Source organism: Micromonospora trifolii (assembly GCF_022229005.1).
Lineage (GTDB): Bacteria > Actinomycetota > Actinomycetes > Mycobacteriales > Micromonosporaceae > Micromonospora > Micromonospora trifolii.
Genome location: NZ_JAKKFD010000022.1, coordinates 147,715 through 172,606 on the forward strand (window position 1 = coordinate 147,715; position 24,892 = coordinate 172,606).

Annotated in this window: 19 protein-coding genes, 1 tRNA gene and 1 pseudogene; 7 read left to right on the forward strand and 14 right to left on the reverse strand. The window is 68.8% G+C overall.

What is annotated here, in order from left to right:
- Window positions 1-110 precede the first annotated feature (110 nt).
- The 3 genes from NIE79_RS15540 to NIE79_RS15550 are packed head-to-tail and all read left to right on the forward strand — an operon-like array spanning window position 111 to window position 2,870.
- On the forward strand, window positions 111-752 hold the full coding sequence (locus NIE79_RS15540; RefSeq protein ID WP_238679259.1) for an SDR family NAD(P)-dependent oxidoreductase: 642 nt from the start codon (window positions 111-113) through the stop codon (window positions 750-752).
- Window positions 691-1,422: a response regulator transcription factor gene (locus NIE79_RS15545; RefSeq protein ID WP_238679260.1), complete on the forward strand. Its 732-nt coding sequence runs from the start codon at window positions 691-693 to the stop codon at window positions 1,420-1,422. Before NIE79_RS15540 ends, NIE79_RS15545 begins: the two co-directional genes overlap by 62 nt.
- A complete protein-coding gene (locus tag NIE79_RS15550) occupies window positions 1,419-2,870 on the forward strand; it encodes a HAMP domain-containing sensor histidine kinase (protein WP_238679261.1) in 1,452 nt (483 codons plus the stop codon). Before NIE79_RS15545 ends, NIE79_RS15550 begins: the two co-directional genes overlap by 4 nt.
- A 185-nt stretch (window positions 2,871-3,055) precedes the next feature.
- Here NIE79_RS15550 and NIE79_RS15555 read toward each other — a convergent pair whose 3' ends face one another.
- Entirely contained in the window at window positions 3,056-5,200 is a 2,145-nt protein-coding gene (locus tag NIE79_RS15555) for an MMPL family transporter (RefSeq protein ID WP_238679262.1), read from the reverse strand.
- A gap of 474 nt (window positions 5,201-5,674) precedes the next feature.
- On the opposite strand from NIE79_RS15555, the gene NIE79_RS15560 reads away from it, so the two are divergent.
- A complete protein-coding gene (locus NIE79_RS15560) occupies window positions 5,675-7,363 on the forward strand; it encodes a hypothetical protein (protein ID WP_238679263.1) in 1,689 nt (562 codons plus the stop codon).
- 205 nt (window positions 7,364-7,568) lie between these two features.
- Here the strand turns inward: NIE79_RS15560 and NIE79_RS15565 are convergent, their stop codons facing one another.
- On the reverse strand, window positions 7,569-11,441 hold the full coding sequence (locus NIE79_RS15565; RefSeq protein ID WP_238679264.1) for a ThuA domain-containing protein: 3,873 nt from the start codon (window positions 11,439-11,441) through the stop codon (window positions 7,569-7,571).
- Between the two features lie 744 nt (window positions 11,442-12,185).
- Between NIE79_RS15565 and NIE79_RS15570 the strand changes: the two genes are divergently transcribed.
- Both NIE79_RS15570 and NIE79_RS15575 read left to right on the forward strand, forming a co-directional pair.
- Window positions 12,186-12,581, forward strand: a complete 396-nt coding sequence (locus NIE79_RS15570) for a hypothetical protein (RefSeq protein ID WP_238679265.1) — start codon at window positions 12,186-12,188, stop codon at window positions 12,579-12,581.
- Window positions 12,582-12,651: 70 nt separating this feature from the next.
- On the forward strand, window positions 12,652-13,008 hold the full coding sequence (locus NIE79_RS15575) for a hypothetical protein (protein ID WP_238679266.1): 357 nt from the start codon (window positions 12,652-12,654) through the stop codon (window positions 13,006-13,008).
- Window positions 13,009-13,165: 157 nt separating this feature from the next.
- Here NIE79_RS15575 and NIE79_RS15580 read toward each other — a convergent pair whose 3' ends face one another.
- The 3 genes from NIE79_RS15580 to NIE79_RS15590 all read right to left on the reverse strand — a co-directional run bounded on the left by NIE79_RS15580 (window position 13,166) and on the right by NIE79_RS15590 (window position 15,466).
- Entirely contained in the window at window positions 13,166-13,531 is a 366-nt protein-coding gene (locus NIE79_RS15580) for a hypothetical protein (RefSeq protein WP_238679267.1), read from the reverse strand.
- Window positions 13,532-14,041: 510 nt separating this feature from the next.
- The gene (locus NIE79_RS15585; protein WP_238679268.1) at window positions 14,042-14,575 is read right to left on the reverse strand and encodes a hypothetical protein; all 534 of its coding nucleotides are present in this window, start codon (window positions 14,573-14,575) and stop codon (window positions 14,042-14,044) included.
- Window positions 14,576-15,007: 432 nt separating this feature from the next.
- Window positions 15,008-15,466: a hypothetical protein gene (locus tag NIE79_RS15590; protein ID WP_238679269.1), complete on the reverse strand. Its 459-nt coding sequence runs from the start codon at window positions 15,464-15,466 to the stop codon at window positions 15,008-15,010.
- A 346-nt stretch (window positions 15,467-15,812) separates the two neighbouring features.
- Between NIE79_RS15590 and NIE79_RS15595 the strand changes: the two are divergent.
- A pseudogene (locus tag NIE79_RS15595) lies at window positions 15,813-16,673 on the forward strand (replication initiator); the annotation flags it as partial.
- 142 nt (window positions 16,674-16,815) lie between these two features.
- Here the strand turns inward: NIE79_RS15595 and NIE79_RS15600 are convergent.
- The 9 genes from NIE79_RS15600 to NIE79_RS15640 form a co-directional block, all read right to left on the reverse strand.
- Window positions 16,816-17,748, reverse strand: a complete 933-nt coding sequence (locus NIE79_RS15600) for a GNAT family N-acetyltransferase (RefSeq protein WP_238679271.1) — start codon at window positions 17,746-17,748, stop codon at window positions 16,816-16,818.
- 221 nt (window positions 17,749-17,969) lie between these two features.
- Window positions 17,970-18,043, reverse strand: a tRNA-Pro gene (locus NIE79_RS15605).
- A gap of 219 nt (window positions 18,044-18,262) precedes the next feature.
- Complete coding sequence (der, locus tag NIE79_RS15610) at window positions 18,263-19,669, reverse strand: ribosome biogenesis GTPase Der (protein WP_238679272.1); 1,407 nt, start codon at window positions 19,667-19,669, stop codon at window positions 18,263-18,265.
- A 76-nt stretch (window positions 19,670-19,745) separates the two neighbouring features.
- The gene (gene cmk / locus NIE79_RS15615; RefSeq protein WP_238679273.1) at window positions 19,746-20,426 is read right to left on the reverse strand and encodes a (d)CMP kinase; all 681 of its coding nucleotides are present in this window, start codon (window positions 20,424-20,426) and stop codon (window positions 19,746-19,748) included.
- Window positions 20,427-20,622: 196 nt separating this feature from the next.
- Window positions 20,623-21,393: a pseudouridine synthase gene (locus NIE79_RS15620; protein ID WP_238679274.1), complete on the reverse strand. Its 771-nt coding sequence runs from the start codon at window positions 21,391-21,393 to the stop codon at window positions 20,623-20,625.
- Window positions 21,380-22,363, reverse strand: a complete 984-nt coding sequence (gene scpB / locus NIE79_RS15625; RefSeq protein ID WP_238679275.1) for an SMC-Scp complex subunit ScpB — start codon at window positions 22,361-22,363, stop codon at window positions 21,380-21,382. Before scpB ends, NIE79_RS15620 begins: the two co-directional genes overlap by 14 nt.
- Window positions 22,356-23,378: a segregation and condensation protein A gene (locus NIE79_RS15630; protein ID WP_372471561.1), complete on the reverse strand. Its 1,023-nt coding sequence runs from the start codon at window positions 23,376-23,378 to the stop codon at window positions 22,356-22,358. Before NIE79_RS15630 ends, scpB begins: the two co-directional genes overlap by 8 nt.
- 41 nt (window positions 23,379-23,419) lie before the next feature.
- On the reverse strand, window positions 23,420-24,343 hold the full coding sequence (locus NIE79_RS15635; protein WP_238679277.1) for a ParA family protein: 924 nt from the start codon (window positions 24,341-24,343) through the stop codon (window positions 23,420-23,422).
- 179 nt (window positions 24,344-24,522) lie between these two features.
- The coding region (locus NIE79_RS15640) for a tyrosine-type recombinase/integrase (protein WP_238679278.1) at window positions 24,523-24,892 on the reverse strand (370 nt) is incomplete at its 5' end.

Sequence of the window (24,892 nt, forward strand, 5' to 3'; positions counted from 1 at the left end):
CGTCCGGAACGTGCGCAGGAACGCCCCGTCAGCGGCATGAGCGTGCACCCGATCATGAAGTCGCACCAGGGCCGGCGGCGGTCCAGACCGTCCGGGAGGGGTGCTTGTTGGTGAGCGACGGTGAGGTACGCGAGCTGGACCTGGCCTCCCTCGCCTCCGTGCGGACCTTCGCGGCGAAGCTGGCTGGCGACCACCCGGCGATCGACCTGCTGGTCAACAACGCCGGCGTGGTGCTGCTTGGCCCACGTCGCACCTCCGCCGACGGATTCGAGCTGCACCTCGCCACCAACATGCTGGGCCACTTCGTACTGACCGGCCTGCTGCTCGGCAACCTGGCCGCGGCGCGGGAAGCCCGAGTGGTCAGTCTCAGCTCGATCACCCACAGGAACGCGCACCTGGACTTCAATGACCTGATGTTCGAACACGACTATCGGGCAACCACCGCCTACGGCCGGTCCAAGCTCGCCACCACGATCTTCGGCATCGAACTGGACCGCCGCCTGCGCGCCGCCGGAACGCCGATCGTCAGCGCCCTGGCCCACCCCGGTCTCACCCGCACCAACCTGACTCCGCGTGCCTGGGAACACCGTGGCCGATTCGGGCGTCTGAGCTCAGGCATCCGTAAGAGCACGGCCCGCGGGCACCACGGAGGCGACGGTTCTAATCCTGGCTTCAGGTTGATCGGTAAGGATGAGCGGCAAAACATCGACTGGAAGGGGGCGGGCCGGCGTGCGGATCCTGATCGCGGATGATGACGGGGCCATCCGTGAGTCGCTGGAGCGGGTGCTCCAGGTCGAGGGTTACGACACCAGCACCGCCGCCAACGGTCTCGCCGTGCTCGACGGGGTCGGTGGGGCGGGCGCTGACACACTGGATCTGCTGATCCTCGACGTGATGATGCCTCGCCTCGGCGGGTTGGAGACCTGCCGGCGGTTGCGGGCCGCGGGTCGGGATCTGCCGGTGCTGATGCTGACCGCCCGTGATCAGGTCTCCGACCGGGTCGCCGGGCTCGACGCTGGCGCTGACGACTACCTGCCCAAGCCGTTCGCCATCGAGGAGTTGCTGGCCCGGGTGCGCGCCCTGCTGCGCCGGCGCACGCCGGCCGACGGGGAGTCGCAGATCCTGTCGTTCGCCGACGTCCGGGTCGATCCCGACAGGTTCGAGGCGTGGCGTGGCGGGCGGCCGCTGCGCTTGACCCGGACCGAGTTCTCCCTGCTGGAGGTTCTCGTGCGCAACGCGACCCGGGTCTTGACCCGCGACGCGCTGTTCGAGGCGATCTGGGGCTTCGACATGAGCGCCACCGCCAACAACCTCCAGGTGTACGTGAGCTACCTGCGCCGCAAGATGGAGGCCGAGGGTGAGCCGCGATTGATCTACACGCTGCGCGGCCTGGGATACACGTTGCGGGAGACTCCTCCGTGAGCAGGCCCGCCGGCCGGGAACCGCGCCGGCTGACCCGATGGTGGCGCCGGCGGTCCCTACGGACCAGGCTGACGGTGATCGCGGCGACGGCCATCGCGGTCAGCGTGTTCGTGGCCTTCCAGGTGGCCAGCGAGCTCATGGACTGGGAGCTGCAGGACACCGCCGAGGATCAGCTGCGCGCCGACTCCCGCGTCCTGGCGACGGACGCGGAGCACGCCGGTCTGGCGCAGGTCCAGCTACCGCCGTATCCCGGGTCCGGTCGGCTGGTACGGGTCATCCTGCCCGACGGCTCGACCCGGACGCCGGTCGGCCAACCCGCGCTGCCTCCGGTCAGCGGGCGCGCCGGGCGCGTGGCGCAGGGCGCGTCGACCGACCTGATGGAATCGAACGACAGCGACGAGGACGGCTACCGCATTTACACGCTGCGGGCGGGCGACGGCGCGGTCCAGGTGGCCCGCGTGGCCGACGACAGCCCGATCAACCGGTTCGGGTTCGGGATGTTGCTGATCGGGCTGCTCTGCGTGGTTGGCGGCGCCCTTGTCGGGCGGACCGTGGCGCGGGCCGGGCTGGCACCGATCGACCGGCTGACTGCCGCAGCGGTACGTGTCGCGCACACCCGGGTCCTCGACGCCGACATCCCGGATGAGGGCGGTGGGGAGATCCGCAGGCTGATCCAGTCGATCAACGAGATGCTCGCCGCGCTCCGGGACTCCCGGCAGGCCCAGCGGCTGCTCGCCGAGGACGCCGCCCACGAGCTCAAGACCCCGCTCACCAGCCTGCGCCTCAACGTCGAACTGCTGATCCGGCTCGATCGGCGCGGCACCCTGGACAGCGCACTGCCGGCGGAGAGCCGGACCCGGTTACTCAACGATCTCGGCGCCCAGGTGGCCGAGTTGAGCACCCTTGCTGCCGAGCTGACCGAGGTGGCGCGCGGTGACGTCAGCGACGAGAGCACCGAGCTGCTCGACCTCGCCGATGTGGTGGTGGCCGCCGCGACCCGGGCGCGTTCCCGCGTGCCTGACATCGAGGTCGCGCTCGACGTGACCTCCGTCTGGGTGAGCGGGCGTCCCGCTGCGCTCCAGCGGGCGGTGCTCAACCTCATCGACAACGCCGGCAAGTGGTCCCCCGCGGACCAGCCGGTCCAGGTCCGTTTGCGTACCGAGGGCGCGTCCGCGGTGCTCGAGGTCGACGACGCCGGGCCGGGCATCGACGCGGTCGACGTACCGCGGGTGTTCGACCGGTTCTACCGCGCCGACAGCGCCCGGGGGTTGCCGGGATCCGGTCTGGGACTGTCGATCGTGCAGCGGGTCGCCGACGCCCACGGCGGCCGGGCCGCTGTCGCCCGTTCCACACGCGGTGGCGCTCTGCTTCGGGTCGACCTTCCGGCCACGGCCCCGCCCGCCCCGATCGCGCACCGCACCGCCGGGGAGGACACCGCGGCGCGCTGACCCCGTCGCGGCGGTGCGGCGCAGGACAAGAGACGGCCGCCTTCGGGCATGACCCCGCGCCGTTCACCTTGGGGGCCGGACATCGCGGTGCCCGACCCCAGGCCCGGAGGGTGGCGGCTGTCGGGTCCACAAAGGACACGGGACGGGCTGGATGCCCGTCCCGGACCTCGTCCGTGCCGCCGCGCTCAGCGTCGCGGCGCGGGCTCCTCCTCGTCGGCGGGCGTGTGTCGACCGATCGGCGGCCCTGCCGCTGGACGGGACAGCCGGCTCGGCCACCAGATCCGCCGGCCGATCAGGAGGGTGAGGGCGGGCACCAGGACCGACCGCACCAGCAGGGCGTCGAGCAGCACGCCGAAGGCGACCAGGAACCCGACCTCGATCAGCATCACCAGCGGAAGTGTGGCGAGGACCGCGAACGTGGCCGCCAGGACCAGCCCGGCCGAGGTGATGACGCCACCGGTGGCCGACAGGGCCTTCAGCATGCCCTCTCGGGTGCCGAGCCGCACGGTCTCCTCCCGGGCCCGGCTGGCCAGGAAGATGTTGTAGTCGACGCCGAGCGCCACCAGGAACAGGAATGCCAGCAGCGGCACCGAATAGTCGATACCGTTGAACCCGAGGATCGTGTCGAAGACGAACACGCTGCCGCCGAAGGCCGCCGCGAACGAGACGACCACAGTCGCCATCAGCACCAGCGGGGCCACGATCGCGCGCAGCAGCAACCCGAGGACGATCAGGACGACGGCGAGCACCAGCGGGATCACCCACTTCTCGTCGCGGCTGGTGGTCACCTCGGTGTCGAGGTTCTCCGCGCTCGGCCCGCCGACGATCGCCTCCGCCCCGTTCACCGCGTGTACAGCGGTGCGCACCCGCTTGATCGTGTCGTACTCCGCGGGGGTGTCCGGCGCGTCGGTCGGGAACACGGAGATGTCGGCCCAGCCTCCGACGGTCTGGCCCGGGACGGCCTCTGCCACGCCGGGAGTGCGCTTGACGATGTCGACCACCCGCTCTTGGTACGCCGGCCGCGTATAGATCGTCATCGGCTGGCCGCCGAGCTCCGGGAAGTGCTGGCGGAGGACGGTGAAGCCGGTGACGGACTCCGGCGCGGACAGGAACTGGTCCTGCTCTCGCAACGCGCCGGTGTTACCCGTCAGACCGATGGCGAGCACGCCGAGGACTCCGAGTGAGCTGAGTGTCGCCACCCACCGTCGGCGACTGATGGCGATGCCGAGCCGTCCCCACAACCCCGGCTTGTCCTGCACGGCGGTGCTGAACCGCGGGATGGCCGGCCAGAAGATCCGCCTGCCGAGCACTACGAGCACCGCCGGGAACAGCGTCAGCATGGCCACCAGCGCGCACAGGATGCCGGCCGCGCCGATCGGGCCCAACCCGCTGGTGCTGTTCAGGTCCGCGACGAGCAGGCAGAGCAGGCCGGCGATCACGGTGGCTGCGGACGCGACGATGGCCGGCGCCGCGCCGCGTAGCGCGTGGACCATCGCGACCCGGACGTTCTCGTGGTGGTGCAGTGCCTCCCGATATCGAGCGATGAGCAACAGCGCGTAGTCCGTGCCGACGCCGAATACCAGGATCGTCAGCAGCGCCGAGTTCTGGTCGTTGACCACGATGCCGAAGCTTTTGACGAGCAGGTAGACGGTCGCCATCGCGGTCAGTGCGGCCGCGCCCACGGCCACGAGCGGAATGAACCACAACACCGGGCTTCGGTAGGTGAGGATGAGCAGGAGCGTGACGACGACGACGGTGGTGAGGAAGACCTGCAGGTCGATGCCGTCGAAGACAGCGTCCATATCGCCGTCGATCGCGGCCGGGCCGGTCACGTCGAGTTCCAGGCCGGTGGGGCGGTCCTTCGCGGCGTCACGCAACGGGCCGACGATGGCCTCCGGCGCGCCGTAGGTCGTGCTCACGTCGAGGGTGAACATCATCGCCTTGCCGTCGGTGGAGAGTCTCGTCGCCGGGCCCTCGTCGTCCTCGCCGGCCGCCGCCTTCGGCGGGTACCGCTCGGCAAGGGCGTCGTAATGGCGCTCGACCGTTGCGCGGTCGGTGTCGGTCATGCCGCCGGCGCGGTGGTACACGAAGACGAACGTGTTGTCCTCGCCGCCGGGGAGACTGTCCTCCAGCACCGCCACCTTGGTGGACTCGGCGCTGGCCGGCAGGGTGTCCACGGCTCTGTCGGTGGTGACCGAGCTCAACTTTCCGCTCAACGGCACCATGACCGCCGCCAGCGCCAGCCACAAGCCGATCACCAGCCACGGCACCCACCGGCCCGCCAACCGACCGGGCGGCGCCTCCCTGGGCCGCGCTGCGTTGACTGACATCAATAGCCTCCTGACGGGTTGCATCGCTTGTCTGAGGCCAACTTCGTACCGAGCGAATCTGAGACGACCGTTAAACCGGTGATCAGACCGTCCCGTGGGTCCGGAACCCGGGCGAGGGCCTGTGGCAACCCTGGCGGGTCCTGTTCCGACAGCGGCAGAATTCGCCGCTGCACCGATCGCGACTCCTGCCTGACAAGGCGCCTCTGACAAGCAGCGCAAGGCCCGGCCACCGAAGCGACATCGGTCGATGCATTGACTCTGTGCGCCGCCCTGCTCATGATTTACTCCGGCGGTTCAAAAGTGAGGGTGGATGTGATGACGCAGGGAGAGCCACCGGCAGAAGGCCCCACATCAGCCGTCGCTCCAAGCGAGCTTGGACAAACTGGCCGACTCGCGCGCGCCGGTCGAGGCACGAGGGACTGGCTGACACGTAGGGCCCATTGGCGGGAACTGAGTATCGCGAGCCTCGGTTCGGTGCTCCTCGCTGTCGCGATGATCTGGCTGATTCCGCCGTACGTGGTTCGCATGAGGACTGCCGGCGCCAGGACTGTGCCGATCGCCGACCCGGCCCACACCATCGTCGGTGACCTGGGTGACCCGACGGCCCAAGCATGGCTGGTGGGATGGGGTGGCCACGCACTCACCCACGGTCTGCGTGGCCTGTGGGATACCAACGCTTTCTATCCCGACCCGTACGGCCTAGCCCTGAACGACAGCCTGCTCGGCTATGCCCCGGCAGGGCTGATAGGCAACGGTGTGGTCGGCGCCGTGCTGCGCTACAACGTCCTGTTCGTGCTGGCTTTCGCGCTCGCCTTCCTCGGCGGCTACGCGCTCCTGCGCCAGCTTGGCGCGAACAAGGTCGCCGCCGCGGTAGCCGGGGCCGCCCTCGCCTACGCGCCCTGGCGCTACGGCCACGACGGCCATTTGAATATTCTGTCCACCGGTGGCATCACTCTGGCCCTGGCGATGCTGGCGCGCGGCCACGGACTCTCGTTCACCCGCGGCTACCGTGCCGAACGAGTCCGGCCGGGCTGGGCGTTCGCTGGCTGGCTGGTTGCGGCCTGGCAGGTCAGCCTGGGCTTCGGCGTGGGGCTGGGATTCGTATACGTCCTCGCCGCCCTCTGCCTGATCACACTGACAGCCTGGCTGATCCATCGCCCACGCCTCAGCCGCCGGCTGATCGTCGGTGATCTGATCGGCGGGCTGGTCTTCACCGCGGTGACCGGATACTTCGCGTACGCGTACAAACACGTGCGCGAGCTCAACCCAGATGTCACCCGGGACTGGGACTACGTCGCGCATTTCTCCCCGACACTGCGCGGGCTTCTCGTGGCGCCGCAGTCCTCGCTGACCTGGGGCACCCTGCACACCGACGCCCGCACCGCTCTCGGTGACGTACCGACTGAGAAAGTGCTGCTATGCGGGTATGCACTGTATCTACTGGCCTTCGCCGGCCTGTTCCTATCCCGCTGGTCACCGGCGCAACGGCTTCTGCTGCTGTTTGGGGCGGTCGTCGGAGTGTTGCTCGCGCTGGGCACGAACGGGCCGATCTACCGCCTGCTCTACCTCTACGTGCCCGGGTTCGATGGATCCCGTACACCAGGCCGCTTGATCTTGTGGCCCACTCTCTGCCTGGCCATCCTCGCGGCTGGCCTGGTTACCCACCTGGCCGAGGTGGCTCGCAGGGGCGCCGAGCCGAAATGGTCGGTGAGAGAGGCACGTCTGCTGACCGTTCCGTTGCTGGTCCTCGTGCTAGCTGAGGGCCTACCTGACCTGGGCCACCCCCAAACCCCAGCCGCACCGGCCGCGATGGCGCTAGCCTCCGCGCACGCTCCCATCCTGGTATTGCCGTCCAACGACAGTATCGACCTCCACGTTCTACTGTGGTCGACCGACGGTTTTCCCACCATGGTCAACGGTGCGGCCAGCTACACCACACCCAACCGTCAGGGGATCCGCGACGTCATGGCGACCTTCCCCAGCGAGCCGGCCCTGGATCGGTTGCACCAGCTCGGCATCCGCAGCGTCGTCCTGCTGCGCGACCGGGTCCAAGGCACCCCGTACCAACCACTGCTTGACATCCCCGACGTACCCGGCATCACCCGCCATGACGTCGGGCCAGACGTGGTTTACACCATCGACACCAACACCAAGAACCCCTGACGAACGATGATGGGCGTGTCCTCGGGACACGAGCATCGTTCTGCCTGAACGTGAGCAGGGGTGAGCAGCCGCCGTGGATCGTCCGTGGCACGGTTGATCGACGCGGCACCGGCCACCGCCGCTCGTCATGGCGATGGCCGGGACTGACCAGGGCGCAGGGACCTTCGAAGGCCCCTGCGCCCCATCGATGCGCCGGTCTACCCGATCAGCTGTAGACCTCGAACTCGAACAGCGAGTAGCCCCAGGCCGTGGCGCGGGTCGTGCCGTTGATCCGCACATATCGGCCGGTGGCGGCCAACGCGGTGATGTCGTCCACGGCGCCGTCGCCACCGGCGATCGTCCGGGCTGTGGTCCAGGTTGTCCCGTTGGCCGACGTCTGGATCTGGTACCCCGAGCCGTACGCCCCCTCCCAGGTCAACTTGACCCGGTTGACGGGGTACGACTGACCGAGATCCACCTGGATCCACTGCGGGTCGGCGAAGGCACTCGCCCACCTGCTGGTCAGCGAACCGTCCACCGCGGCGGAGGCCGGGTAGGCGACCGCCTCGGTGCTCGACGCGGTCGCCGGCTTGTTCAACGCCAGGTTGCCCGCAGGCGGCTGTGTGACGCCGCCCCCGTAGACCTCGAACTCGAACAGCGAATATCCGTAGGCGGTGGCGCGGGCCGTACCGTTGATCCGCACGTAACGACCCGTGGCGGCCAGCGCGGTGTTGTCGTCCACTCCACCGTCGCCGCCGGTCACCGTCCGGACCGTGGTCCACGTCGTCCCGTTGGCCGACGTCTGGATCTGGTACCCCGAACCGTACGCCGCTTCCCAGCTCAGCCTGACCCGGTCGATGGAGGTCGACTGGCCGAGGTCCACCTGGATCCACTGCGGATCGCTGAAGGCGCTCGCCCACCTGGTGGTCAGCGAACCGTCGACCGCAGCCGAGGCCGGGAATGTGCCCGACTCCGTGCTCGACGCCGTCACCGGCTTGTTCAACGCCAGATTCCCCGACGGCGGTTGCGTGGTGCCGGAGGTGAACGTGAAGTCGTCGATGTCGAACAGCGATCCCGCGCCTCCGGTGAACACCAGGTACAGCTGGTGCGTTCCGGCCGGTGGGCTGATCGTCCCGGTGACGTCGGCCCACGTCTCCCAGCCACCGGTCGGGGCGACCTGCACCGTGCCGGCCACCGGGCCGGTCGGTGAGTCGACCCGCACGGTCAGCGTGCCACCGACGCCGGCCGAGGCGACCCGCGCCCTGATACCGGTGACGCCGGCCAGGTTGTACGGCGTGAAGGAAATCCAGTCACCGTTCTCGATGTACCCGATGGCGTTGCCGCCGTGGGCGCTGGGCTTTGCGGCGAGCTGGACGCCGTTCATGGTGCCGAAGTGCTCGGCCTGCCGGGTCCGCGGCTGCAGCACGTGCTGGTCCTGGACCGCGACCCCGCTGACCGGGGTGTAGACCGCGGCGAGCACCCCGAAGATGTTCGCCGACGCGTCATGTTCACCATCCACAGTGGTCTGGATCGACCCGGTGCAGCCGTTCTTGCTGGTGATCGGGTGACCGTGACTGTCGTGGCCGAGGATGTAGTTGAGCTGGACCCGGTTGCAGTCGATGGTGCCGGCGTTCGGATCGGTGACCCTCACCTCGTACGGCACCAGGTCGCCGAACTGGAACACCGATCCGTCGGCGGGTGTGATCAATTGGATGGAGGGTCGGCCGACCCCGATGACCGTACTGGCCGTCGAGGTTCTGCCGCCGGGGTCCCGTACCGTCAGCGTCGCGGTGTACTCGCCGTTCGCCGGGTAGGTGAACGTCGGGTTCGCCGCCGTCGAGTCGGTGCTGCCGTTACTGGTGAAGTCCCAGGCGTACGTGATCGGGTCGCCGTCCGGGTCGTTGCTACCCGCCGAGCTGAACTGCACGGCCAGCGGCGCCGCGCCGGAGGACGGGGTGGCGCTGATCTGCGCGATCGGTGCCCGGTTGCCGCCGGTGTTGTACTCGATCCGGTAGAGGGCCGAGTTGGCGTCGCCGCCGAACCAGGTGGTGCCGTAGTCGAGCACGTACAGGGCGCCGTCAGGCCCGAACTCCATGTCCATGATCGCGGTCCCGGACCACGGGATCGGCTCGATCGCGCCGGCCGTGCCGTTGGCGTTCAGGGTGACCGCCTTGATCCAGCGACTGGTGAACTCCCCGAGGAAGACCTTCCCGTTGTACGACGCCGGGAACTTCACGTCGGAGGCCAGCGCCGGGTTGAAGTTGTAGACCGGACCGCCCATGGGCCCGCCCCCACCCAACTCGGGCCGCCAGGGCCCCTGCCCGCCGTAGGGCAGCCATGCCGCCTGCGACGGCGGCAGCGTGGTGATGCCGGTGTTGTTCCGGGAGTTGTTCGTCGGCCCACCGGCACAGTTGTACGGGCCGGACGACGGCCCGCTGGGGAACGTGAACTCCTGGTAGGGGGTGTTGTAGTTGGAGCAGTACGGCCAGCCGTAGAAGCCCGGCTGGGTGATCCGCTCGAACGAGACGGTGCCCGCCGGCCCGCGCTGCGGGTCGGCAGAGCCGGCGTCGGGGCCGTAGTCACCGAGGTAGACGACCCCCGTCGCCTTGTCCACGCTCATCCGGAACGGGTTGCGGAAGCCCATGGCGTACACCTCGGGCCTGGTGTTCGCCGTGCCCGGGGCGAACATGTTGCCGGCCGGGACGGTGTAGCCGCCCGTCGCACCCGGCTTGATCCGCAGCACCTTGCCGCGCAGGTCGTTGCTGTTGGCCGAGGTGCGCTGCGCGTCGTAGGCGGGGTTGCGGTCGGCCCGCTCGTCGAGCGGCGCGGAACCGGCCGAATCGAACGGGTTGGTGTCGTCACCGGTGGACAGGTACAGGTTGCCGGCGGCGTCGAAGTCGATGTCACCGCCGACGTGGCAGCACAGCCCACGGCTGGTCGGCACGTCGAGGATCGTCACCAGCGAGGCCGGGTCGATTGTGTTGTCGTCCCGCACGGTGAGCCGGGCCAGCTTGTTGGAGCCGTTGAACGGGGCGAACTGCGCCGCCGTGCCGGTGGACGGAGCGTCGCCGCCCGGCGTGCTGAGCGGCGGCGCGTAGTAGACGTACACCCAGCGGTTGCTGGCGAAGTTCGGGTCGGCCTTGATGCTCTGCAGACCCTCCTCGTCGTGGCTGTAGACCGGCAGCGTCAGGGCGATCTTGGTGTTGCCGTTGACGTCGGTGTACCGGATGACGCCGTTCCGCGAGGTGTGCAGCACACCCCGGTTGGGCAGTACGGTGAGGCCCATCGGTTCACCGGTCTCCGCCACGCCCTTGGCCAGGTTCACCTGGTTGAACGTGCCGACGGGAGCCTGCACCGAGCAGTTGCCGATGTTCTGCGCGGCGTACCTGATGCCGCCGAGCAGGTGGGTGCGGAAGTTGGCCTCGGTGTAGCTCTCCTGGGTATGGCCGAGGCCGGTGTACCAGGAGCGGCCGCCGTCGTAGGGCCGGCACCACGAGATCGGGTGGTCGCCGTTCATGGTGCCGCCGGTGTACGTGGCCTCGTTGAGATTCGCGAGGACGTGCACCTGCGAGCGGGGGTTGGTGCGGTAGTTGTACAACTCGTCGGTGCGGTTCCAGTTCACCGGGATGCCCGCGTTCGAAGGGTGGGCGGTGTCCTCGATGCGGACGGTGGCCGGCTGGATCGCGGGGTGGCTGGAGAAGTAGGCGCCGACGAGGTTGCCGTACCAGGGCCAGTCGTATTCGGTGTCGGAGGCCGCGTGCACGCCGACATAGCCGCCGCCGGCGCGGATGTAGCGCTCGAACGCGGCCTGCTGGGTCGAGTCGAGCACGTCGGCGGTCGTGGACAGCCAGATGACCGCTCTGAACCTGGCCAGGTTCGTGTCGGTGAACTGGGCGGCGTCCTCGGTCGCCTCGACCGTGAAGTTGCCCTGCGTGCCCAGTTGCTGGATCGCACTGATCCCTGCGGGGATCGCGTCATGCCGGAACCCCGCGGTCTTGCTGAAGACCAGCACCGAGAAGTCGGCCGCGAATGCCGGGGCGACGTTGACGCCCACCCCGGCCAGTACAAGAGCGACGATTAGCAGCACTCTGCGAATCATGATCGGTTGGTTACCTCTCGTGAGGAAGCAGCCGAAACGTGCGCCGATCACGTCTCGAACGTGGCCGCGGTAGGCGGCCACGCGGGTAGGTCCCGGGACGCGCATGGCGGTGCCGCGTCTGTCCCGGCGGTGGAGGGTCGTCGGCACGTCGCGCCTCGGTGAAGGTCGCGCGGTGCCGTGATGGTGGATGGGGGTGGGGGCGGGTGGACGTGGGCGGCTGTGTTGACGGTGCCTGGTCAGGGGTGCAGAGCCGTCATCTTCTTGACCTCTATCCTCGGGAGAGCGCTCTCTCACTGAGGTTTGGAAAAGCTAACAGATTCGTCATCGCCCAACAACGGTTTCATCGACGGCCGTGAAATCCGACTGCCGAAGTCCGCCCCGGTCGGGTAGGTGGCGGCGATGAGATGACGCACGCGCTCGGGCGCGAAGAGATCGAGACCGACTGTTTCTCGACAGACCGGATCCGGTCGTCGCCGTTGCCCTGCGGGGCGAGGGCGTGACGGAGATGCCCGGCAGCAGGCCACTGGCGCTCGAGCGACCGGGGACCGACCACGGGAGGCGGCAGAAACCCGCACCCGCCCTGCCCAACCCCTTGACCCCCAGGCAACCAACACAACTGCCCGACCTGCTCCCCTACGGCAGATGAGCGGCGAGAGCAGTCCTCCGGCGTCCACGACTGTCCGCCGATGTCGGTACCGGTCGTCACTCAGTTCGACTCCCGTGCATCCGGGATAGCCTCCCCGCATGCGTCACCTCACCCGGCCGTTCGCTCTCGGCGCACTCGCTCGCAGGAAAGGCGTTGAGCAGTTCGTCGGACCCCTCACCCTGGGGCGCGAGCGAGGCATCCGCTGGGTTGCGGTCTGGCCGTGGCAGGACGGCTACAACGTGTCCGTCCATGACGTACAGGACCTGGATGACGAGAACTACCGCGACTTGTCCGTGTTCCCGCCCCTCGACCCCGAAGACGAAGACGACACGGGCTACGGCCGCGTGATCGGCCACTTTCAAGAGCCGGCCGCGGCACTGTGGCTGGCAGAGCAGGAAACCGGGGCGTACCCGAATCTGTGGGTCAACCATGGGGTTGCCGGGGATGACTATGCGGACTTCGTCTTGGCGAGGCGAGTTCGGCAGCAGCCCTGACCGCTACTGATGCCTGGTGTTGGCCTTCGCGTCGGGCACGGAACGGGCACGACGGAGGCTGGGAGGGAACATGGAAATCACTTCTGGCGGTACGCCCGGGCCGCGTCTTGCCGACCACCTAGCCGTTCTCGGCAACAACCTCTATGGCCGCATCCCCCATGCCCCGAGGGCGAAGGTCTTGGCTGAAATGTTCGTACGTGCAGGCTGGCGTGCCCGTGCAAGCTCGTGGACTGAGTATGAGGTCGAGCACGAGTGGGTGTGCATCGAACTGGTTGAGTCGTCACCCGATGAACGCCTTCTCAGCGGCGTCGTTGATCCATCCCGCGTAGACGAACTCGGTGCCGTCCTCGCCGGTCTTGGCCTGCGCTACTCGATCGAACTGTGGAGCGACGACCAAACAAGTCCTCTGCGAGAACTCGCCGGATGACTCGCTCGGTGCGAAGGAACGATCGGCCGTCGACAAGCTGCGCCAGCAGTAGGGCTTAGCTGGCTGGGCGGTCCAACGGGGGCCATGGATGTCTGCCGTCGCTCGCGCCCGTCGCTCCAGATGAACTGGCGGCCACTGCGGCCGGGTTGAGCGCGCACTATCCAGGGTAGGGCCAGCGGTGCTCACGCAGCAGTTGCGTCGAACCGTCGGCCTCGATTACCCAGGTACACGGCTCACACAGCGCGTCATCCAGACTGGCGATCTCTCGACCGGCCGGATCTCGGGCCACCAGCCGCATGAACCGCCCGCAACTGCCTCGCAGCGGGATCAATGCCGAGCTCGTGGCAGACACGCTGTGGGTGATGGGGACGCCGCCTGTCACCTCAACCGCCAGCTTGCTCTCCAGATGATTCTCCACAACAAACGTTTCCGCACTGTAGTCACGATCCATCAGCGGAACGCCGAACTGTCGCACCCAGCCAACGGCACAGGCGCCAACCACCACCACGACGGTGATGAGCACGGTCAGAACCTACCACCAGCGACGATGCCGGCCAGGCTTCAGGGGCGTTGGTGGTGTCGTCATCGTCTCTCCCGCCGGGCACCGGGAACGGTCGCCAGCTGCGATCCCTCCTCGGCCGGGGACCAGGTCAGCCTCGGCGACGCACCAATGTCCCGGCCATCGACGGCGAGTATCGCGGTGAACGGCGTACCCTGCGCTTTCCCGTCTGGCGTGCCGGGCTTGCCGAACGCGTACAACGGTGTGTCCACGCTGGTCACGGCCGTTAGCGCGGCGGCCCGCGAGGTGGTCACGTTCGACCTACTCCGCAAACGAATACTCCTACCCAGCTAACCCACACCATCACAAGATCAACGACAGAAGCGCTTGCCATACAAAGCCGCATCGAGGTCAGCCGCCCCCTGATCGGCTGTCTTGACCACCGGCCGACGGTTCCGGTTGATGGCATTGCGTGACGAGCGGCCATCCAGCAACGGGCGGCACAGCTTCGACTTCTCTCGAATCGAGTGAGTTCTAGTCCACGGTGTCAAGGTTCGGAGCCTTCGGGCCAGCCGGCGACCCTAAAGCGCGCGTAGCCGCCCCCGCTCGCAGCGCCGCCAGTGGCGATAGTCTGAGATCACTCCGGATGGCATCGACGAAGTCGTCATACGCCACCAGGGCCGGCTCCCGGTACGTCGACCACTGCTCGTCAGGGATTCCCTCTTCTGCCGCCCGGGTACCCAACTTGCTCAACTGGTGGTCAACGGACAAGGCACAGGCCGCCGCCCGTTCGGAACCGTGCAGCCAAAGCGTGGCTAAACAACGGTTCCAGTCGGTACGCAGCTTGCTGGCCTCGGCACGTCTTTCGTCGTGCTCCGATCCTGGGCCGGGTGCGCGACCCAGCTCACGGATCGCCTCCCGATACCGGTAGAACTCCCCGGCCACAGCCTGGTAACTCTGCATCCGCTGGTCCCGACGCCAGCGCAGCGACTCCGAGCGGGCGTCCCAAAACCGCCCCAGGACAATTCCGATCAATCCAGATAGCGCTGCCAGCAGGGCAACCTGCACGCGTTCCCCCATGCTCAGTCACTGACAAAACGTTGGTCTTCGCCCCTCGATTCTTGCCTACACATCTTGGTCTGTCAGTCCCGGTCATACCCTTGGCCCCGCTCCGCTGGCGGGTACGCGTTCTCGTGCCGCAGACAACGCGCGGGTTGGCTCGCCACTCCCCGTTTGGTAGGCACGACGTCAACTACGCTCGGTAAGCGAAGGTAGCGGAAGTCGGTGTGGGTCGGCCCCTGGTCGGCGGCGCGAGCGGCCTGCGAAGCGAGCCGCCTTGATCCCGTACAGAAAATTCTCACACGAGCTGAGAATCAACGTGTGTAATCCGCCAGCTGATGTGCGACAGATCCGGCAAGCCAGGGGCAACAGGCTGGCCGCCGACACAGCGTCCTGTCGTGTCGAATCGAGGGCGTGTCTGCGGGACACCCATCGACCACGTCATGCGTTGCTGCCCGGTGTCATTCCACGGGGGCTCGCGGCGTTGAGAACACGCTCCCACTCGCCTATCAGTGTGACCTCAAGCCCAGAGTCCATCTGACCAGACTCGACCATGCCTAGAAGTTCGCCGGCGTACTCAGCCTGGAATGAGGCACCATACTCATCCGAGATACGACAGACTTCGCCGAGCAGCTCCTTGACCTCCTCAAGATGCGCCCTGTCCACCTGAGGATCGATCTGCTCTCCCCAAGGGGGCAGAGCTGTATAAAGCATCAGCCCGAACCCCACCCAGTGAGAGCCGTGCTCATCTGACTGGTCGAGGAAGACCGGCGGACCGAGGACCCAGGCCCGCCGGCCAGCAAGCCTTTCGATCGACGCTTGCATCGCGCTGACGATTGATGCGGATACCTCGCCTTCGAGCGCGACCACGAGTCGATCGATGGGATGGTTTTCTCGCATGAAGCACCTCCAGGTATGCCAGCTGCTGTAGTCGATCCGAAGCGGCAGTGCCGGAGGTCGTTGAGGGCGGGGGCGATGGCCTTGGACGCGGTGCCGTCGTCGGATCCAGTTGCACCGAGATCATGACAGACGTGGGCTGCCTCGGATTCGAAGCGTCACGCGCTGACCGCAGCACGGATCTGCCGCCGTCCGTGCGCGCTTCTTCGGTTCCCATCGGTGGGTTGAGATCAACGCGGGAGGCGGTAGGTGTTCCAGTCGGCTGGCCCACGAGGCTGTTGCGCCGAGTTGCTGATGCGAGCATGGGCGTCGGCTTCTAGGATCCTGCCGCAAGAAGGACGGCTGCACCTGCCGGGCCTCGGTGTGCCACCCGTTCGGCCGGACCTGCCCCCACGGTGTCGAGCTGCGCTGCGGCCAGCGCCACAAGGCCGCAGACACCCACCTCGGGCAGCCGTTGTGCCTGGACTGCTACGACCACACCGGCCAGGTCGTCTGGAACCACGAAGCACCCGAGCTGTGGCGCCGCACCATCCAACAAGCCGACCGGGAGCTACGCCGCCTCGGCCGCACCCACGGCGTCGACCTACGCCGCCGCTACATCAAGGTCTACGAATTTCAGGTACGCGGCGTCATCCACTACCACGCCCTCATCCGCCTCGACGGCTACAACCCCGACTGCCCTGGGGCGATCGTGCGCCCGCCGGCCGCCATCGCCCGGCAGATGTTCGCCGACGCCGTGGAAGCCGCCTTCCTCAAGACGGCCTACACCTCCGCCCCGCACCCCGCCAACGGCGGGCAGGGCTGGCACATCGCGTGGGGTGACAAGGGCTTGGATCTCAAGCACGTCAACGCGCCCGGCACTGAGGTCAACCTCGCCCAGATCACCGGCTACATCGCCATGTACGTCACCAAGAGCACCGAGGTAACCGGCCTGCGCCTGCGCCGCGTTGACGACCTCTCCGTTGAGATTCACGGCGGCCCCGGCACGCGCCTCGGCCGACTGATCCGCGCGTGCTGGGACATCGGTGAGCACCCCGACTACGCCCGGCTTCGCCGCTGGACGCACCAGTTCGGCTACGGCGGACACATCGCCACCAAGAGCCGCGCCTGCACTTCGCTGCTGTACAAGATCAAAAATGGCCACCCGGAAGAATCCGGATGGCCTCTGACCTGCGTCGGGACGGCCGGATTCGAACCGACGACCCCTTGACCCCCAGGGCGCCTCGCCACACGCCCACGCACGTCACACACGCCATCCCCCACGATAAGACTGTGCAGTCGACGGCATACCGGCCGCCGCCACGCACACCGTGTGGTCCCCATCTGGTCCCCAGGCGCTGGCCTTTACTCGTCTAGGGCTGGACGTCGTTGGAAAGGTTGATCCGGATCTCCGTGTTGCGGTACCGAGCGCGAGCGAAAGCGGCCGCCATAGGCGCGTTGGCCATGTCGGTGGTGGCGGTGATACGCGCCTCCCCGTTTGCCGCGTGAAGGCGGGTGATCTCGGCGAGCACCTCGTCCACGTAGCCGCGCCCGCGGAACTCCGGCACCACACCGAGATAGCCGACGTTCACGCTGTACGGGGTCGCGGAGGGAATCGCCATGCCCGCCACCTCGCCCTGGCGCGTGTAGGCAATCCGCCACCACTCCCGCTTGCCCGGCGCCCTGAGATAGAAGTCCATCTCCTCTCGTGCGGTCGCGTCCACGCCCTTGGCGGTCAGGTTCGCACGAGTCTGGGCGTCCAGGCTGCCCTCGGCGATTCGCCTGAACGCGGCGAGGAAATCCTCGTCAGAGGCCTCGGCGAACCGCAGCCTGCCGGCCACAGAGGGCACCCCGTCGGCGGGCGCCCACTCGAACTGCAGCCGCTCCACCTCCCGGGTGAGGCCCGCCGCGTGCGCCGCCGCCCGCCGCCACTCCACGGCTGCCGAGGTGGCCGGATCGTCGCGCCAGCCACCGGTCACCTTGATCGCATACTGAACCGACGCCGGGAACCCGGCCAGCGCGGCCCCGATCAGCTCGCCAGCGACGGCGGCACGGTCGTCCACGGCAGGATCCACGTCGAGGCAGTCGAGCGCGACCGGATGCGGGCTGCCCTTCGGCCCCCACCACAATGCCCGTCCCACGACCTGGCCGTCGCGCTCAGCAATCCATGTCCACTCCGGCCGGTACATGCCCTCAGCCAAGTCGCTCAGGTAACGGTCGGCGGGGATCCACCCAACGGGCTCGGTCACGATCCACGAGGTCACACGGTCGACGTCTGCGGGGGCGGTCGGGCGGTAGGAGATCACGTGCAGAGGCTAGCGAAGCTTGCACCATCTCTGGCAGGGGCCGAGGCTGCCTTGACGGCGCGAAGAAAACGATTCGGTAGGGCAACAGGGCTGGTCACCTGGCTTGACTAGCGGTCAAGGAGCGCTGCCGGACGGCGCACTTGACCGGCGTGGTCCCCAGAAAGCCAGAAAGGCTGGCCCGATGTTTCGGACCAGCCTTTCTGACCTGCGGTTTCATTCTGTCGGGACGGCCGGATTCGAACCGACGACCCCTTGACCCCCAGTCAAGTGCGCTACCAAGCTGCGCCACGTCCCGCCCCCGCGTGGTTTCCCCCGCGGCAGCCGGTACAGCTTAGCGCAGCAGCTCCGGCCCGTCCGCACAGGCCCCACCGGCATCGCGACGCAGCCGAACCACCCCACAAGGAGCCACCGCACAACCCCTAAAGCGTCCTAGGAGGGTGGGTGAATGGACGGACGGACAGAAATGCCGGATGGGCAGGATCGCCCATCCGGCATTCGGCAGAACTGGACCGGGTCAGCCGTGCGCCTTGCCTCGGCCGCCGGGGCCGAGCTTCTTGCGCGGGCGGACCGAGATCTCGATCGGGCTGCCCTCGTACCCGAATTCCTCGCGGAGCTTGCGCTCGACGAAGCGCTGGTAACCGGCGTCCAGCGGGCCCGTGGTGAAGAGCACGAACCGTGGCGGCGCCACACCAGCTTGCGTCGCGAACAGGATCCTCGGCGCCCGCCCACCACGCACCGGGTGCGGGGTGGCCTGCACCAGCGCGGTCAGCCACTGGTTGAGGTGCGCGGTCCGCACGCGGGTTTCCCAGCTGGCCAGCGCCTTGTTCAGGGCGGGGGCCAGCTTGTCCACGGCACGGCCGGTCATCGCCGACAGGTTCAGCCGGATCGCCCAGGGGATGCGGCGCAGCTCCCGGTCGATCTCCTTGTCCAGGTAGTACCGACGGTCGGCGTCGACCAGGTCCCACTTGTTGAACGCGATGACCAGCGCCCGGCCCGACTCGGTCACCATCGACAGGATCCGTTGGTCCTGCTCGCTGATCGGCTCGCTGGAGTCCAGCAGCACCACGGCCACCTCGGCGGCCTCGATCGCGCCGGCGGTACGCAGGCTGGCGTAGTACTCGGTGCCGCTGGCCTTGCCGACCCGCTTGCGCAGCCCGGCCGTGTCGACCAGCTGCCAGGTCTGACCGCCGATCTCGACCAGGCTGTCCACCGGGTCCACAGTGGTGCCCGCCACCGAGTCGACGACCGCCCGCTCCTCGCCGGAGAACCGGTTGAGCAGACTGGACTTGCCGACGTTCGGCCGCCCGACCAGCGCCACCCGGCGCGGTCCACGCGGACGGTTCTCCAGGATCGTCGGCGCCTCCGGCAGCGCGGCGAGGATGGCGTCCAGCAGGTCGCCGGAGCCGCGTCCGTGCAGCGCGGACACCGGGAACGGTTCACCGAGGCCGAGCGACCACAGCGAGGTGGCCTCCATCTCGATGGAGTTGTTGTCGGCCTTGTTGGCCACCAGGATCACCGGCTTGGCACTGCGCCGCAGCATCTTCACCGCGGCCTCGTCCACGTCGGTGGAGCCCACCATCGCGTCGACCACGAAGAGCACCACGTCGGCGGTGACGACTGCCGTCTCGGCCTGCGCCGCGATGGCCGCGGCCCGGTCCTTCGCGTCCGGTTCCCAACCGCCGGTGTCCACCACTGTGAACGCCCGGCCGTTCCACTGCGCGTCGTAGGGAACCCGGTCGCGGGTCACGCCAGGAACGTCCTCGACGACCGCCTGCCGGCGGCCGATGATCCGGTTGACAAGCGTCGACTTGCCCACGTTGGGGCGGCCGACAACGGCCACCACCGGCTGCGGGCCGCTCGGTTCCTCGACGACGACCTCGGGCTCACGCAGCTCGACCCAGCCACCACCATCGCTACTCATGCCACTCCTCCGCTTCGCTGCGAAGCGTCATGAGACACAACCGCACTGAGCCCGATGATTCGCTCGCTCCGCTCGCTCATGCCACGCCCCGCTCGGTGAGCAGCTCGCGCAGCCGCGCCACGACCTCGTCGATGCCCAGATCGGTGGTGTCCAGCACCACCGCGTCGGGCGCCTGGGCCAGCGGGTTGACCTTGCGGGTCGAGTCGAGCCGGTCCCGCCGGGCCAGATCGGCGGCCGTGGCCGCCACGTCGGCGGCGTCCTCGGCGCTGCGCCGGGCGGCACGGGCCGCCTCGGAGGCGGTCAGGAAGACCTTCAGGTCGGCGTCCGGCGCCACGACCGAGCCGATGTCGCGACCCTCGACCACCATCCGACCAGCGTTGGCGATCATCTCGCGCTGCCGGGTGACGAGCAGCTCACGGACAGCCGGCACGGCGGCGACGGCGGAAACCGCGCCGGTCACCTCGGTGCCACGGATGTCGGCGTCAACGCCCACACCGTCGATGGTCACCGCGTACCCCTGCGGGTGGGTGCCGATGCGCAGGTTGACCTCGCCGGCGACCTTTGCCACCGACGCGGCGTCGGTGAGATCCACGCCGGAGCGCAGCACCGCCCACGTGATCGCCCGGTACATCGCCCCGGTGTCCAGGTAACGCGCACCGATGCTCACGGCGAGCCGCCGCGACACGGTGGACTTACCCGAACCGGACGGCCCGTCCACAGCGACCACACATCGCCCGGCCCGTACGTTTTCCTCCACCGTGTCCTCCTCAGCCCGTACCTCACGGATCGCCCGGTGATCTGGCGCCGCAAGCGGTTTGTCAATCGTCATCAATCATGCCCGGGGCCCCTAGCGGACCCGCGCGCGACGCCGCCGGAGGCGACCCACGCCACCCGGACGGCCGCGTCCCGGCCATCGGTGGAGCCTACCGGCTGCCGTACCCCGAACTCGGGGGTCAGTCACCCACCACGTTGAACAGGGCGGCGACCTCGGCGTTGGTCAGCCGCCGGATCCGCCCGGTCCGCAGGTCACCGAGCCGGATCGGGCCGATCGAGGTACGCACCAGCCGGGTGACCGGGTGACCTACCTCGTCCATCAGCCGCCGGACGATGTGCTTGCGGCCCTCGTGCAGGCTCAGCTCCACCTGGGCGCTTTTGCCCAGGGTGTCCACCACCTTGAACGAGTCGACCTTGACCGGCCCGTCCTCCAGCTCGACGCCGGCCAGCAGCCGCTTGCTCAGGTTGCGCGGGATCGGCCCGACCACCTCGGCGAGGTAGGTCTTCAGCACCTGGTACGAGGGGTGCATGAGCTTGTGGGCGAGGGTGCCGTCGTTGGTGAGCAACAGCAGGCCCTCGCTGTCCGCGTCGAGCCGCCCGACGTGGTAGACCCGCTGCTCCAGCCGCGCGCCGATGAAGTCGGCCAGCTCGTTGCGTCCCTTTTCGTCCGCCATGGTGGTAACCACCCCACGCGGCTTGTTCATCGCCACGTAGACCAGGCGAACGTCGACCTGGAGACGCTCCCCGTCCACGTGGATCACGGAGGTGGCCGGGTCGACCTTGTCGCCGAGCTTGGCGACCCGCCCGTCCACCGTGACCCGGCGGCGGAAGATCAGGTCTTCGCAGGCACGCCGGGAACCCACGCCGGCGGCGGCGAGCACCTTCTGCAGGCGCTCAGCCCCCTCGTAGACGGGCGCGTCGGCTTTGGGGGAACGGTTATCGGGTCGCATCAGCAAGCTCTTCTACGTCGTCGGGCAGGAAGGGTGCGAGGGGCGGCAGCTCGTCGACGGTGTTCAGCCCGAGCTTCTCCAGGAACAACGTGGTGGTCCGGTAGAGGAACGCCCCGCTGTCCTGTTCGGTGCCGCACTCCTCGATGAGGCCACGGGTGACCAGCGTACGGATGACCCCGTCGCAGTTCACACCCCGGATGGCTGAGATTCGCGAACGGGTCACCGGCTGCTTGTACGCAACCACGGCGAGCGTCTCCAGCGCCGCCTGGGTCAGCCGCACGGACTGCCCGTCCAACACGAACCGCTCAACGTACGTAGCGTATTCCGGCCGGGTGTACAGCCGCCACCCGCCGGCCGCCCGCCGCAACTCGAACCCGTGCCCGGCCGCTGTGTAACCGGCGGCGATCTCGTCGAGCATCGGCCCGACCCGTTCGGCGGGCTGCTCCAGCACCTGGGCCAGCACCAGCTCGCTGACCGGCTCGTCGACGACCAGCAGGATCGCCTCCAACGCGCCGCGCAGCTCGGCGTCGGACAGCTCGGGCGCGGGCTCCGGCGCGACAGTCGCCCGCCGCCGCCCCGCCAACTGCCGCCGGGGTACGTCCCCAGCGCCACCCGACTCGCCCACCGTGGTCTCCGTCACCCCGCCGAGGTCCGGTCCCGCCGAGCCCACCTCGTCCGCAGCCGCCTCACCGCGATGTGGCTGACCCGGGCCCACCTCGACCGGGCCGGGTCCATCCGGGTCAGCCTGCGCCGAGTCCGACGCGACCACGTTCGGCTCGACGGAAGTGGCGGCGGCGCCGGGCTCCGGTCGGGGCGGTGCCGCTTCGGGTTCTTCGGTGTCCGGTGCCGTGGCTGACTCGTCCGGCGACGCGGGGAGGTCGGCGGCGGCGGGCGGGCGGGGGCGGTCCCACGGGGGGACCCAGGCGGCGGCCTGGTCGGCCAGCGAGTCCCGACGTTGCTCGTCACTCATCCCGCGCACCCTCCGTCGTTCCCGTCCCGTCCGGCCCGCCGGCCTCCCCCGTCGACGCACGGTCAGCCCCCGCCGGCCCAGGCTCAATCGCCACCAGCGCGGGCCCAATCCCCAAAGGCTCAGACCCCGAAGGCTCAGACCCCGAAGGCTCAGGCCCAGCCTCCAGGTCGGCCGGGGTTCCGGCGTACTCGTCGACGTGCAGCTCGGTGTCGCCGTCGACCGGGCCGGTCCAGCGCACTGTCAGCTCCTCCAGGGCCTGCTCCTGCACGAAGGAGACCAGGCCCTCCCGGTACAACTCCAACAGCGCGAGGAACCGGGCCACCACCTCCAGGGTGGCCTCGCAGTCCGCGCAGAGCAGTGAGAACGTGGCGATGCCGGCCCGGCGCAGCCGGGCGGTGAGGATCGCCGCGTGTTCCCGGACACTGACCCGGACCATGTGCACGTGGGCGATGGAGACCTCCGGCACCGGCTTCGGGGTCATCGCCCTCACGGCCAGCTTCAGCAGCCGCTGGGGGCCGATGCCGAGCACCAGGTCGGGCAGCGCCTCGGCGTAGCGGGCCTCCAGGCTGACGGCGCGTGGATAGCGTCGGCCGCCGACGGCCTCCAACTCGGCGATGTGCGCCGCCGCCTCCTTGTACGCCTTGTACTGCAACAGCCGGGCGAAGAGCAGGTCCCGTGCCTCCAGCAGGGCGAGGTCGGCCTCGTCCTCGACCTCGGCGGCGGGCAGCAGCCGGGCAGCCTTCAGGTCGAGCAGGGTCGCGGCGATGAGGAGGAACTCGCTGGCCTCGTCCAGGTCCCAGTCGTCGCCCATTGCCCTGATGTAGGCGATGAACTCGTCGGTGACCGTGTGCAGGGCCACCTCGGTGACGTCGAGTTTGTGCTTGCCGATCAGTTGCAGCAGCAGGTCGAACGGACCGGTGAAGTTGGCCAGCCGGACCGTGAACCCGGCGGGCTGCACACCGTCGACCACGGCCGCAGCGGCGGTCTCGGGTGGGTCGAGGGGTGGCGCGGTCACCGGACGACCGTAGTCCACGAGGCGGGCACCGGGCGTTCCGGCTACCGCTCCGACTGGGCGGCGATCACCTCGCGGGCCAGCTGACGGTAGTTACGTGCCCCGGAGGAGGCCGGGTCCATCGTGGTGATGGGGGCACCGGCCACGGTGGACTCGGGGAACTTCACCGTCTTGGTGATGACCGTCTGGTAGACCTTGTCGCCGAACGCCTCCACCACCCGCTGGAGGACCTGGCGGCAGTGCGTGGTGCGGCTGTCGTACATGGTGGCGAGGATGCCTTCGAGCTCCAGGTCGAAGTTGAGCCGCTCGCGCACCTTGTCGATGGTGTCGAGCAGCAGTGCCACACCGCGCAGGCTGAAGAACTCGCACTCCAGCGGGATGAGCACGCCGTGCGCGACAGTCAACGCGTTGATCGCCAGCAGGCCGAGTGACGGCTGGCAGTCGATCAGGATGTAGTCGTACTCCTTGCGGACCGTGCGCAGGACCCGGGCCAGGGCCATCTCCCGGGCGACCTCGTTGACGAGCTGGATCTCGGCCGCGGAGAGGTCGATGTTGGCCGGCAGCAGGTGCAGGCCCGCCACGTCGGTCTTGATGACGACGTCCTCGGCGAGGATGTCGTCCTGCATGAGCAGGTTGTAGATGGACAGGTCGAGGTTGTGCGGGTTGACGCCCAGCCCCACCGAGAGCGCGCCCTGCGGGTCGAAGTCGACGAGCAGCACCTTGCGGCCGTACTCGGCGAGAGCGGCGCCCAGGTTGATGGTGGTGGTGGTCTTACCGACGCCACCCTTCTGGTTGGCCATCGCGATGATGCGCGCGGGGCCGTGCCGGTCGGTGGGCATCGGCTCGGGGATGGGCTTGCGCATCGTGTAGGCAGCCGGGTCCGCAGGACCCAGGTCCGCGCCGAGCGTGGCCTGCTGCTCGCGAAGCTCCGACGTCCAGGTCTCGGCACGCTCACCGTTGCCAGCCATGTGCTCGTTGCCCCCTCCCGACGACCCACCCGGCGTCGGAGCCGTCCGACGTCCTTCGCGGCGCCGCTGCGCACCCCGGTCGTGTCGCTCCAGGAGGTCCGCGCCGATGCCGACTGTACGCCACCGACCAGCAGGGGGTTCGGCACCGGCCCGGCGTGTCGGCGTCGACCGCTACCGGTTCAGCCCAGGGCGCGCGGATGCGCGGTGGCGTACACCTCGCGCAACCGCTCCACGGTGACCAACGTGTAGACCTGGGTGGTGGTCACCGACGCGTGGCCGAGCAGCTCCTGGACCACCCGAACGTCGGCGCCGCCGTCGAGCAGATGGGTGGCGTAGGAGTGGCGCAGGGTGTGCGGGGAGACGGCGGCGGGCCCGTCGACGGGCAGCCCGGCCCGGTCGGCGGCGCGGCGCAGGATGCCCCACGCGCCCTGGCGGGACAGCGCGCCACCGCGGGCGTTGAGGAACACCGCCGGGGTGCCGCGGCCGGCGGCGGCCAGCCCGGGGCGGGCCCGGACCAGGTAGGCGCGGACGGCGTGGACGGCAGACCCG

Coding starts and splice junctions, on each gene's coding strand:
- scpB (WP_238679275.1), bottom strand. CDS start 22,363: ATGAGTGACGAGCAACGTCGGGACTCGCTGGCCGACCAGGCCGCCGCC.
- NIE79_RS15555 (WP_238679262.1), bottom strand. CDS start 5,200: ATGTCAGTCAACGCAGCGCGGCCCAGGGAGGCGCCGCCCGGTCGGTTG.
- NIE79_RS15635 (WP_238679277.1), bottom strand. CDS start 24,343: ATGGCTGGCAACGGTGAGCGTGCCGAGACCTGGACGTCGGAGCTTCGC.
- NIE79_RS15620 (WP_238679274.1), bottom strand. CDS start 21,393: ATGCGACCCGATAACCGTTCCCCCAAAGCCGACGCGCCCGTCTACGAG.
- der (WP_238679272.1), bottom strand. CDS start 19,669: ATGAGTAGCGATGGTGGTGGCTGGGTCGAGCTGCGTGAGCCCGAGGTC.
- NIE79_RS15545 (WP_238679260.1), top strand. CDS start 691: ATGAGCGGCAAAACATCGACTGGAAGGGGGCGGGCCGGCGTGCGGATC.
- NIE79_RS15590 (WP_238679269.1), bottom strand. CDS start 15,466: ATGCGAGAAAACCATCCCATCGATCGACTCGTGGTCGCGCTCGAAGGC.
- NIE79_RS15570 (WP_238679265.1), top strand. CDS start 12,186: ATGCGTCACCTCACCCGGCCGTTCGCTCTCGGCGCACTCGCTCGCAGG.
- NIE79_RS15565 (WP_238679264.1), bottom strand. CDS start 11,441: ATGATTCGCAGAGTGCTGCTAATCGTCGCTCTTGTACTGGCCGGGGTG.
- NIE79_RS15575 (WP_238679266.1), top strand. CDS start 12,652: ATGGAAATCACTTCTGGCGGTACGCCCGGGCCGCGTCTTGCCGACCAC.